At 64.3% G+C, this 11,100-nt stretch carries 12 protein-coding genes; 6 read left to right on the top strand and 6 right to left on the bottom strand.

The window, feature by feature from the left end; translation table 11 throughout:
- Positions 1-766, top strand: a 766-nt coding sequence (locus AC1D00_RS10570) for a TRCF domain-containing protein (protein WP_477010632.1), incomplete at its 5' end; no start/stop codon positions are given.
- Between the two features lie 54 nt (positions 767-820).
- Here AC1D00_RS10570 and allE read toward each other — a convergent pair.
- On the bottom strand, positions 821-1,618 hold the full coding sequence (allE, locus tag AC1D00_RS10565; protein WP_477010633.1) for a (S)-ureidoglycine aminohydrolase: 798 nt from the start codon (positions 1,616-1,618) through the stop codon (positions 821-823).
- A gap of 472 nt (positions 1,619-2,090) precedes the next feature.
- On the opposite strand from allE, the gene AC1D00_RS10560 reads away from it, so the two are divergent.
- Together AC1D00_RS10560 and AC1D00_RS10555 are read left to right on the top strand one after the other, a co-directional pair.
- Positions 2,091-2,879, top strand: a complete 789-nt coding sequence (locus AC1D00_RS10560) for a carboxymuconolactone decarboxylase family protein (protein ID WP_477010631.1) — start codon at positions 2,091-2,093, stop codon at positions 2,877-2,879.
- Positions 2,880-2,952: 73 nt separating this feature from the next.
- Positions 2,953-3,345, top strand: coding sequence for a putative quinol monooxygenase (locus tag AC1D00_RS10555; RefSeq protein WP_135175399.1), 393 nt, complete (start codon positions 2,953-2,955; stop codon positions 3,343-3,345).
- Positions 3,346-3,349: 4 nt separating this feature from the next.
- On the opposite strand, the gene AC1D00_RS10550 is transcribed toward AC1D00_RS10555, so the two are convergent.
- On the bottom strand, positions 3,350-4,243 hold the full coding sequence (locus AC1D00_RS10550; RefSeq protein ID WP_477010630.1) for a LysR family transcriptional regulator: 894 nt from the start codon (positions 4,241-4,243) through the stop codon (positions 3,350-3,352).
- Between the two features lie 283 nt (positions 4,244-4,526).
- On the opposite strand from AC1D00_RS10550, the gene AC1D00_RS10545 reads away from it, so the two are divergent.
- From AC1D00_RS10545 to AC1D00_RS10535, 3 genes are read left to right on the top strand one after another with little or no spacing between them, the layout of a single operon-like run.
- On the top strand, positions 4,527-4,922 hold the full coding sequence (locus AC1D00_RS10545; RefSeq protein WP_209312074.1) for a (R)-mandelonitrile lyase: 396 nt from the start codon (positions 4,527-4,529) through the stop codon (positions 4,920-4,922).
- A gap of 39 nt (positions 4,923-4,961) precedes the next feature.
- Positions 4,962-5,957 carry an aldo/keto reductase gene (locus AC1D00_RS10540; RefSeq protein WP_477010629.1) on the top strand — a complete coding sequence of 332 codons (996 nt, stop codon included), beginning with the start codon at positions 4,962-4,964 and terminating at the stop codon, positions 5,955-5,957.
- A gap of 42 nt (positions 5,958-5,999) precedes the next feature.
- Entirely contained in the window at positions 6,000-6,764 is a 765-nt protein-coding gene (locus AC1D00_RS10535) for an SDR family NAD(P)-dependent oxidoreductase (protein WP_477010628.1), read from the top strand.
- A gap of 42 nt (positions 6,765-6,806) precedes the next feature.
- On the opposite strand, the gene AC1D00_RS10530 is transcribed toward AC1D00_RS10535, so the two are convergent.
- From AC1D00_RS10530 to AC1D00_RS10515, 4 genes are all read right to left on the bottom strand, one after another.
- Entirely contained in the window at positions 6,807-7,643 is an 837-nt protein-coding gene (locus tag AC1D00_RS10530) for an SDR family NAD(P)-dependent oxidoreductase (protein WP_477010627.1), read from the bottom strand.
- Between the two features lie 59 nt (positions 7,644-7,702).
- Entirely contained in the window at positions 7,703-8,122 is a 420-nt protein-coding gene (locus AC1D00_RS10525) for an ester cyclase (protein ID WP_135175353.1), read from the bottom strand.
- 67 nt (positions 8,123-8,189) lie between these two features.
- Positions 8,190-10,430 carry a xanthine dehydrogenase family protein molybdopterin-binding subunit gene (locus AC1D00_RS10520; RefSeq protein ID WP_477010626.1) on the bottom strand — a complete coding sequence of 747 codons (2,241 nt, stop codon included), beginning with the start codon at positions 10,428-10,430 and terminating at the stop codon, positions 8,190-8,192.
- Positions 10,431-10,440: 10 nt separating this feature from the next.
- Positions 10,441-10,911 (bottom strand): (2Fe-2S)-binding protein, encoded by a 471-nt coding sequence (locus tag AC1D00_RS10515; RefSeq protein WP_477010625.1) that lies wholly within the window; start codon positions 10,909-10,911, stop codon positions 10,441-10,443.
- Between the last annotated feature and the right edge of the window lie 189 nt (positions 10,912-11,100).

Here is an 11,100-nt window from a genome sequence, read left to right as displayed (position 1 = left end):
CTATCAGCTCCGCGGCCGCGTCGGCCGCTCCAAGCTGCGAGCCTACGCGCTGTTCACGCTGCCGGCGCAGCAGAAGATCACGGGGCAGGCCGAGCGCCGGCTCACCGTGCTGCAATCGCTGGAGACGCTGGGCGCGGGCTTCCAGCTCGCCTCGCACGACCTCGACATCCGCGGCGCCGGCAATCTCCTCGGCGAGGAGCAGTCCGGCCATATCAAGGAGGTCGGCTTCGAGCTCTACCAGTCGATGCTGGAGGAGGCGATCGTCAACCTCAAGGCCGGCGTCTCCGAGCCCGCCGCCGACCGCTGGTCGCCGTCGATCACGATCGGCATGCCCGTGCTCATCCCGGAGGATTACGTCAGCGATCTCTCGGTTCGGCTGTCGCTCTACAGGCGCCTGGCCGATCTCGACACCGAGGAGGAGATCGAGAACTTCGGCGCCGAGATGCGCGACCGCTTTGGCGTGCTGCCCGACGAGGTGCGCTATCTCTTCAAGGTCGCCGCGATCAAGGCGTTCTGCCGCAGGGCCAATGTCGAGAAGATCGACGCCGGCCCGAAGGGCGCGGTCATCGCGTTCCGCGACAATTCGTTCGCCTATCCCGATCGCCTGGTGACGTTCATCCGCAGCCACGGCCAGGCCGCGAAGGTGCGGCCCGACATGAAGGTGGTGTTCCTGCAGGACTGGGAGACCCCGGAAGAGCGGCTCGCCGGCACCACGGAGATCATGCGGCAACTGGCGCAGCTGGCGCAGGCCAAGAAGGCGGCGTAGGGAGCGACTATCGCTTCCGCTCCGCTGAATCGCGCCGGTGTCCCGCGACGCTTGTCAGAGGACGACGTCCCGGTTGACGTTCTTGTACAGAAGGTAGACCGATCGGTTCGAACCGGTCGGATAGAATTGCTGCGGACAGAACGATCCCATCCAGATGAAGTCATCGACCCAGATTTCGTGCCAGCTATCGCCAAGATAATACAAGCCTAGCCCCTCCAGCATGAACAACCCGTGCTCCATGATATGGGTCTCGACGGCTGGAAAGCAGACGCCGGGTTGGAAGAACATCAGATTCATCTCGAAATCGAACCGCAAGTCGCCCATTGGAAGCAGGTGCTTGAAGCCGCGCCCCTCCAGTCCGGTATGGTTCGTTATCGGCATCGATTGTTGTTGACCGATGATTGCCGCCGGTGACGCGATGCCCTCAGCCGCTTCATAACGCTTCTTGACCGCGAGAACGCGGGCGGGAGCAGCGGGATGGCAGCTCATCGCGAAGGACGTGTTGGCCGGAACGTAGGCAAAGGCGCCTGCCGTCAATGAGGTCGGGGGTTCGGCGCCGATKCTGATGTCGAGGGCTCCCGTGACGACGTAGAAGAAGTGCTGAACGTCCACGCAGATCGGCTGGGCCGTGCCGCCCGAGGGCTCGATTTCCAGCATGAACTGGGCAAAATCGGCTCCGAGGCTCGGCGCCGCCAGAAAACGCACAGTCGTTGACACCCACGCCGGCAGCCGGCTCTTCAAGACGCCTTCAGGCGGCATGAACGCGAAATTGCGGCCGACGACTGCGYGGCTGTGACCGATCGCGCCGGGACGAACGACGCCGGGTTGGGTAGGCAGATCGGTGGGATGCATCTGAGAGTCCTTGGCCAACTCGCAACAGCGCGTCGCTGTGAAGCGTCGGCGCAAGACCGGCGCGTTGCGACGTGGATGAATGTGGTTCTGCCGGCTTCTTAGATTTGATAGATGAGAGCGAGGGGCACTGCAACAGCAGCCGGCACCACGGAGATCATGCGGCAGCTGGCGCAATTGGCGCAGAGCAAGAAGGCGGCCTAGGGCAGTCTACCGTGTCCCGGACAAGCGCAGCGAAGCGTCGCGCAGAGCCGGGACCCAGTTCTTTCCCGCTCACGAGGATGGGTCCCAGTGCTGCGGCGTATCGCCAAGCGTGCTCCATCGGACAGATTCATAAGCCTGCTCGATAAGTCCATGCGGATTGCACCATCTAATCGCATGGCGACCGATTGCCTATAACAAGCCTGCGAAGAGCGACCACGCCCCGCCGGCGCGCGAGCGTCCGGGAACAAGCCGTGGCGCACAGGAGATCATCATGAAACCGCAAGCCGCAGCCATCGCATTGCTTCTGGTGATGGCCATGCCATCGGCCCGCACGGAGGAGACTGGCGCCATGACCGGATCGAAGGCTGCGCTCACGTATGAGGATGTTCGGAAGGTCGCCCCGGCGCTGGAGGCCTATACGCAGAACCGGCTGCTTGGCGATGTCTGGAAGCGCCCCGGCCTCGCGCCGCACGACCGCAGCATCGTCACCTTGGCAGCGCTGATCGCGCGCAATCAGTCGATCGAGATGCCGTATCATTTCAATCTGGCGCTCGATAACGGCGTCAAGCCGGGCGAGATTTCGGAGATCATCACGCATCTCGCCTTCTACGCCGGCTGGGCCAATGCGATGTCCGCGGTCGCTGTTGCCAAGGACGTCTTCGCCGCCCGCAACATCGGCGTCGGTGAGCTTCCGGCCGTCACGGTGACGCCGTTGCCGCTTGACGAGGCTGCCGAGGCGCAGCGTGCGACGTTCGTCCAGGACCAGTTCGGCGCGTCCTTTCCGGGTGTCGTGCAGTACACCACCGACGTGCTGTTTCGTGACCTGTGGCTGCGTCCGGACCTTGCGCCCAGGGACCGCAGTCTCGTCACCGTCAGCGCGCTGATCGCCAACGGGCAGATGGCGCAGCTCACGCCGCACCTCAACAGGGCGATGGATAACGGCCTGACCCAGACGGAGGCTTCGGAAGCCATCACGCAACTTGCGTTCTATGTCGGCTGGCCGAATGTGTTTTCGGCGATGGCCGTCGCCAAGGATGTGTTTGCGAAGCGGCCGCATTAGCCGCATCCCACCGCGAAGATCGAATACCATGCCGGAGATGGCGTTCGCGCTTCCCATTCGCGAGGAGGCTGACTTGAGTATCTCGCATCTTCTCCTGATCGGCGGGTCCGTGCTCACGGCAGCCGTTTCCGGGACCGCTGCCGCCGCCGAAGTGCGGCCGCTCTACGTGCAGGAAGCGGAGATCGAGATCGATCCCGCACAGCTTGAATCCTACAAGGCTGCGGTGGCCGAGCACATCGAGACTGCCACGCGCGTTGAGCCCGGTATCATTGCGCTCTATGCCGTCTCCGAAAACGACAATCCCACGCGCGTCAGGGTGTTCGAGATCTACCGGGATCAGGATGCTTACCGGTCTCACCTGGAAACCGCTCACTTCAAGACATACAAGGCGACCGTGGAGAAGATGGTCCGGTCGCTGAAGCTGATCCGAACCACGCCCATCGCCTTTGGCGCTTTGCCGAGGTGACAGCTCAGTCCCGGTGGCGCAGCGCCTCGACAAGGAGTGCAAAAGCCGCGGAAGGCTGGCGCCGGCTCGGGTAGTAGAGGTGGTAGCCGGGATAGGGAGGACACCAGTCCTCGAGCACCCGCTTGAGGCGGCCTTTGTTGATGTGGGGCTGTACGAGGCCCTCCGGCAGATAGGCCAGGCCCAGGCCGGCAAGCGCCGCCTGGAGCATCTGGGTCGTGGTGTTGAAGAATAATTGGCCATCGACCCGAACCTTGAGCTCCCGCGAGCCCTTTTCGAACTCCCAGGAGTACAATCCGCCGTGGGTCGGCAGGCGCAGGTTGATGCAATTGTGCACGACCAGTTGCGATGGTTTCTTCGGCTCCGGCCGGCTCCGGAAATAGGACGGAGCGCCGACGACGGCCATGCGCGCGTCGGGGCCGATTCGCACCGCGATCATGTCTCTCGCGACTTGCTCGCCGTCCCGCACGCCGGCATCGAAACGCTGCGCGACGATATCCGTCAGTCCGTAATCGCTGACGATCTCGAGCTTGATGTCGGGATATTCGCGTAACAGCTTCGCAAGCTTCGGCAGGAGGACGGCGTCGGTGGCATATTCGGTCGCCGTGATGCGAATGGTACCGGAGGGCTTTTCCCGGAGCTCGGTCAAGGCGACGAGTTCGGCCTCGATCTCCGCGATCCGTGGACCCACGTTGCGCAACAGACGTTCACCCGCGGCCGTCGGCGACACGCTGCGCGTGGTGCGCGTCAACAGGCGCAGCTTCAGCCGCGCCTCGAGCTCCTTGATGGTGTAGCTGAGCGCGGACTGTGAAATGCCGAGCTTCGCGGCGGCTCTCGTAAAGCTGCCTTCACGGGCGACGATCAGGAAGGCCGAGAGGTCGTCGAGATTTCCGCGCTGCATTTATCGATCCTCCTTATAAGTCCATGCCGATGATAGTGGCTAGTCCGCATAGCCGCACGCATTAGATATGGCGCAGTCCCGCGAAGTGAGGCGAGCTCGGCATATGGATCGATCGGACGTTCCCTTCCGGCAATGCGGGAGCAGCGCTGCGGACGCCTCGAGCGCGCTGACGCGGCGGAGCGTGCTCTCAGGCGCCGCCGGATTGGCCATGCTGGCATCGTCGCATGCGGGCTTTGCGAGGGCCTTGGAAGAGACTGGTCCGACAACGGGAAGGCAGGCAACGATGGACATCAAACGCAACGGCTCACGCCCCTCTGGTAGGGGCCCTGAAACATGGTTTTCCGGCACGGTCCGCGTCGATCCGCTCTTTCAGCTGGGCGACCCGGTACGTCTGAGCGGCGGTCAAGTAACTTTCGAACCCGGTGCCCGAACCATGTGGCACACCCATCCGCTTGGCCAAACCCTGATCGTCACGTCCGGCCTGGGCTGGGTGCAAAGCGAGGGGGGACCGATCGAGGAAATCCGCCCCGGCGACGTCGTCTGGTTTCCGCCCGGCGAGAAACACTGGCATGGCGCCACCGCGACAACCGCGATGACGCATATCGCCATCACGGAATCGCTAAACGGCAAGAATGTCGACTGGATGGAGAAGGTCAGCGACGAACAGTATCGCAGGTGATTGCGTGCTGGTGCGAGCGGCTCGCCGAGGAGAATGAACATGCAGATGCGCGAGCTTGGCGATAGCGGCCTTGCGGTCTCGGCCATCGGCTTCGGCTGCATGGGCCTGAACTATCATCGCGGCCCGGCGCCGGAACGTCGCGAGATGATCGCGCTGGTCCGGACGGCGGTGGAGCGCGGTGTCAACTTCTTCGACACTGCCGAGGTCTACGGCCCGTTCACCAACGAGGAACTCGTGGGCGAAGCGTTGGAGCCGTTCCGGAAGGGCGTCGTCATTGCCACCAAGTTTGGCCACGACCTCGGTCCCGCCGACGCCCGGCGTTCCGGTGGGCTCGACAGCCGCCCCGAACGTATCCGGCAGGCGGCGGAGGGCTCGTTGAAGCGGTTGCGGGTCGAGACGATCGAGCTGTTCTATCAGCACCGCGTCGATCCCGATGTCCCGATCGAGGATGTCGCTGGTGCGGTGAAGGATCTGATCGCCGAGGGCAAGGTCAGGCATTTCGGCCTCAGCGAGGCCGGCGCCTCCACCATTCGCCGCGCGCATGCGGTCCAGCCGGTCGCCGCGATCCAGAGCGAATACTCCTTCTGGTGGCGTCAGCCCGAGACGGAGGTGTTGCCGGCTTGCGAGGAGCTGGGGATCGGCTTCGTCCCGTTCAGTCCCCTCGGCAGGGGATTCCTCACCGGCCAGATCGACGAGACCACCAGCTTCGGCGGCAATGACAACCGCGCCGGCTTGCCGCGCTTTACGCCCGAGGCCCGCAAGGCGAACCGGCCGGTCGTGGACCTGCTGGCTCAGATCGGCGCCCAGAAACGTGCGACGCCGGCGCAGATCGCATTGGCCTGGCTGCTGGCGCAGAGGTCGTGGCTCGTCCCGATCCCCGGCACGACCAAGCTCGGCCGTCTCGACGAAAACATCGCCGCGGCCGCGGTCGCGCTGACACCCGACGATATCAGGCACATCAACGCCGCGGTCGCGCAGATCACCATCACGGGCGACCGTTACCCGCAGGCGGAAGCCGCGCGTACGCAGCGCTGACGGCGCGTACGACGATCTGATACATCGACAGGAGAGATATCCATGAACATTTCATTCGAGGGACAGGTTGCGCTGGTGACCGGCGCTGCGTCCGGGCTGGGCCTCGCCACGGCAAAGGCTTTCGCGGAATCCGGGGCGTCCGTCGCGCTGGCGGACTGGAACGAGGACGCAGTACGTGCCGAGGCCGGGGAGCTGGCCACCCGGGGTCATAAGGCCATCGCCATCCGCTGCGACGTCTCCGATGACGCACAGGTCGAAGCCATGGTCGCGAAGACGGTCGCCGCCTTCGGCAGGCTCGATGCCGCCTATAACAACGCGGGCGTTCAGAATGYCCTCGCAGAGACGGCCGACACCACGCGCGAGGATTACGACCGCGTCATGGGGATCAATCTCCGCGGCGAATGGAGCTGCATGAAATTCGAGCTGCAACAGATGCGCAAACAGGGAAGCGGCGCGATCGTCAATTGCTCGTCTCTCGGGGGACTTGTGGGAGGCGCCGAGCGCGGCATCTATCACGCGGCCAAGCACGGCGTCCTTGGCTTCACCAAGAGCGCGGCGCTCGAATATGCGGCACGCGGCATCCGTATCAATGCCATATGCCCCGGGCTGATCTGGACCCCGATGGCCGACCAGATGGTTGCCGCCGGTCAGGGCGATGCTCTCAAAGCTCTAGAGAAGAGCGTGCCGATGGGACGGGTCGGCCGCCCCGAGGAGATTGCGAGCGCGGTGCTGTGGCTCTGTAGCGATGCAGCCAGCTACGTGACCGGCCAATCGATCTCGGTCGATGGCGGCTTCATCATGCGCTGAAGAGGGCGGGCACTCGCGAAGTTCCCTCAGCGCGACGCGACTTCAGAAGGAGCCGTCCGTCGACTTGGAGAGATCCGCGTGAGCTAGCAACTCCTCAAGCCGAGCTTCGAGCGCTGGCTTGACCACTGCGAGCGCGTCGCTGCCGGCCACAAACTGCTTGGGTGGATTGTCCATCCCGGCGATCTTGACCAGGACGTCGCCAAGCCTGGCCGGATCACCCTGCTGGGCGCCGTGATAGCCTGACCACATATTTTCAGCAGGGCCTTCTGCCGCGTAGTCCTCGATAGAGCTCCGGGCATATTTGACGTTGTGAGCTTCGAGAAGGTCCGTCCGGAAGAAGCCGGGTTCAACTGCCGTGATCCTGATGCCGAACGGCTCGACCTCATGGGCAACCGATTCCGACAGGCCCTCGACCGCGAACTTTGCGGCGCTATAGGCCCCGCAATGCTTGAAGCCGACGATACCCGCCAGGGAGCTGATATTGATGATCCGGCCGGATCTCTGCTTCCGCATGACCGGAAGCACCGCACGCATCACGTACATCACGCCGTAGAAATTGGTCGCGATCAGCCGTTCGATTTCAGCGGTGCTCAACTCCTCGAAATTGCCGAGCAGGCTGTAGCCGGCATTGTTGACGAGAACGTCGATGCGCCCGAACGCCTTAATCGCTGCGTCGACCGCAGGCTTTGCCTGTGCCTCATCGGCGACGTCCAACTGGACGACCGCGAGGTTGTCGCGTGCGACGTCGTTCAGGGCATTGCGGAGCTTGTCGAGGTTGCGGCCAGTCGCAACGACGCGATCGCCGGCCTTCAATGCCGCTCTGGCGGTTGCCGCGCCGATGCCGCTACCTGCACCCGTGATGAACCAGACCTTGCTCATGCTTGACTCTTGTTGTCGATGTTGAAGGGCAGCTGACGCAGCGGCTTTCCGGTCAGCCGCTAATTTCCAGGGACCGCGCCAATCTGCTGAAGTAATCCGAGCAGATCGGGTTGCCCCGTCTCCTCGATGATCTGCCCGTCAGACAGGCGATAGATGTTCAGCGCCTGGACCGCGATTGTCTTCCCGGTCGATGGGGTGCCGAAGAAGGTGCCAAGGTGCGTGCCTCGCATGGTGAAGCGAGCAGCCACCTTGTCACCTTCGGCGACCATCTCCTCGAGCGTCCATTGAATATCCGGGAAACCTCCCCGCATCATCTGGATGATCGCGAGGTAGCCCGCAGGGCCTCGCATCGGCTCGCTGCGCCCGGGGACATGGAAGATCGCATCCGGAGAAATGAGCTCTGCGGCCAGAGTCTCGCTAGCGGTGTTGATGAATTCCGTGAAACGGATCATCACTCCCTTGTTCGCGTCTGGTGTCATGACGTCAGCTCTCTATCCATTGATGAAGTGGATCTTCGGTAAATTCATCGAGCCGTTTGCCACCTGGTCAGGCCAGTTTGAACGGCAACTGACGCAGCGGCTTGCCGGTCAGTCGAGCGATGGCATTGGCGAAGGCCGGTGCCAGAGCCGGCAAGCCGGGCTCGCCCATGCCCGTGGGCGGTTCGGCGCTGGGCACGATGTGGACGTTGAACTCGGGCATGTYGGTGATGCGCGCGACGGTGTAGCCGTCAAAGTTGCTCTGCTCGACGACGCCTTCCTTGAGCGTGATGGCCGAACCCGGCAGGCACATCGACAGGCCGGTGACCGCCGCGCCCTGCACCTGGGCCTCCACGGTGCGCGGGTTTACCGCCAGATTGCAATGCACGCCTGCCGTCACGCGGTGCAGCACCGGACGGCCGTCTTTCACCGAGGCTTCCACCACATAGGCCACCACGGAATCGAAGGACTCGTGCACGGCCACGCCCCAGGCTCGGCCCTCGGGTAGGCGCGTCTTGCCATAGCCGCTCTTGTCCACCGCCAGTTGCAGCGCGTCCCTGTGGCGCAGATGCTTGTCACCGAACATGCGCATCCGATAGGCAACCGGATCCTGCTGCGTCGTGCGAGCGATTTCGTCGAGCAGGGTCTCCATCACGAAGGCGGTGTGGGTGGAGCCCACGCTGCGCCACCACAGCACCGGCACGTTGAGCTTGGGATGGTGCACGGTCAGTCGCATCGGCAGCGGGTAGGGATCCCGCATGCCTTCGGTGGCCGTGCCGTCGATGCCGTTCTTGACCTGGAACTGTTCGAACACGGAGCCCGTGGTGATGGACTGGCCGACGATGACGTGATCCCAGGCCAGAACGTTGCCGCGCTCGTCGAAGCCGACGCGGGCGCGGTGCAGATGCATGGGACGGTAGAAGCCGCCCCGCATGTCGTCCTCTCGGCTCCACAGCGTGCGCACCGGTGCGTTCAGCCCGGCGGCACGCGCGGCCTTCGCGATCTCGCAGGCCTCGACCACGGTGTCGCTCGTGCTGGAGAAACGTCGGCCGAAGCCGCCGCCGGCCATCTGCACATGGACCGTCACCTGCTCGGGCTTGAGGTTCAGCACACGCGCCGCCGCACCGGCATCCAATCCGGCGCACTGGCTGCCGACCCACAGCTCGGCGCGGCCCTCGGTGAGGGCAACGGTGCAGTTCAACGGCTCCATCGCCGCGTGGGCGAGGTAGGGGAATACAAACTCGGCTTCCAGTTGCTGGGGGGCTGTGGCGAGCGGCGCCATGTCGGCGTCGAACTTGCGCGGGCCGGGACGTCCGGCCAGCTCGCGGTACTGGACGAGTTGTCGTTCGCTGTCGACCTTCTCCACCTTGGCGGTGTCCCAAGTCAGCTTCAACGCATCGCGGCCCTGCGTGGCCTGCCAGTATCCGTCTGCCACTACCGCGACGCCTTCGGCGCCGCCATCCAGCGGCACGCGCAGCACGGCCCTGACGCCCTTGACGGCGCGCGCTGCGGCGTCTTCCATCGCGGCAAGGCGTGCGCCGAACACCGGCGGACGYGCGACGACGGCGGTCAACTGACCGGGCAGGCGCATGTCGATGCCGAAATCCTGTCGCCCGCTGCTCTTGGCCCGCGCATCCAGGCGCGGCGTGGGGCGGCCGATGATGCGGAAATCCTTGGGATCCTTCAGCGTAACCTTCTCGGGCACCGGCTGCGCCATGGCGGCTTCGGCCAGTTCGCCGTAACCGAGCTTGCGGCCGCCGGGACCGAGCACCGTACCGGCCTGCGTGCGCAGCGTGGCTACGTCGACCTTCCAGCGCGCCGCGGCGGCGCCGAGCAACATGGCCCGTGCGCGTGCGCCGAGCTCGCGATACTGCGAAAAACTGTTCTTGATCGAATGCGAGCCGCCAGTGAGATGGATGCCGAACAGCGGATCGACATAGGCGGCATCGTTGGTGCCGTGCCGGCTGCGCACCAGGCTCCAGTCGGCGTCGAGCTCCTCCGCCAGGATCATCGGCAACGCGGTGTGGACGCCCTGTCCGAATTCCAGTCGGTTGATGGTCACGGTGACTTCGCCGTTGCCGGCGATCTGGACGAAGGCTGACGGCTGCTGCGTCGGCTTGAGAGTGCTGGCGGCCTTGCCACCGGCGGCCGCATCGCCCATCGCGATGTGAGGAAAGGCGCCGAGCGCCAGCCCGGTGGCGCCGGCGAGTTTCAGGAAGCTGCGGCGCGGCAGCGTCTTCACGGTCTGCCCCCGTTCCAGCATGTGCTGGAGCGCGCGCGGCAGTTCACTGTAGTCGATGTTGGGCAACATGGCGGCTCCTTCAGGCGAGCGTGCGGGCGGCGTCGGCCACGGCGGCGCGGATACGGACATAGGTGCCGCAGCGGCAGATGTTGCCGGCCATGGCCGCGTCGATGCTGTCTGCGGTGGGTTGCTGGCCGCTCGGCAGCGATTTGAGCAAGGCAATGGCGCTCATGATCTGGCCGCTCTGGCAGTAGCCGCACTGCGCCACGTCGTGCTTGATCCAGGCTGCATGCACGGCGGCACCGACGCGGTCGGTGCCGTCGGTCGCGGCTTCGACGGTGGTGAGCTTCTTGCCCTCGGCGTCGGAGATTGGCGTGATGCAGGAACGAATGGCTTCGCCATCCATATGCACCGTACAGGCGCCGCATTGGGCGGCACCACAGCCGAACTTGGTGCCGGTCAGCCCGATAACGTCGCGCAGCGCCCAGAGCAGGGGCATCGCAGGATCGGCATCGATCGTGACCTCTCGGTTGTTCACTATAAGCTTCATGAATTTGCTCCTACGGACTATCGAGCAGACCAGAGGCCAGGGCCCGCAGACAGCCAGATAACGCTGGTTGTCGATTCCGATTAGACGCTATAATCCACTTAAGCTTATGCATGCGGTGCATGAATGAAACGGGACGATCTTTATGACCTCGCAGCCTTTGCGGCGGTCGCGGAGCAGGGCAGTTTCACC

Source organism: Bradyrhizobium sp. P2_E8 (genome assembly GCF_056403875.1).
Note: the sequence above shows the minus strand (reverse complement) of the source record. Positions and strands in the feature narration are given on the sequence as shown.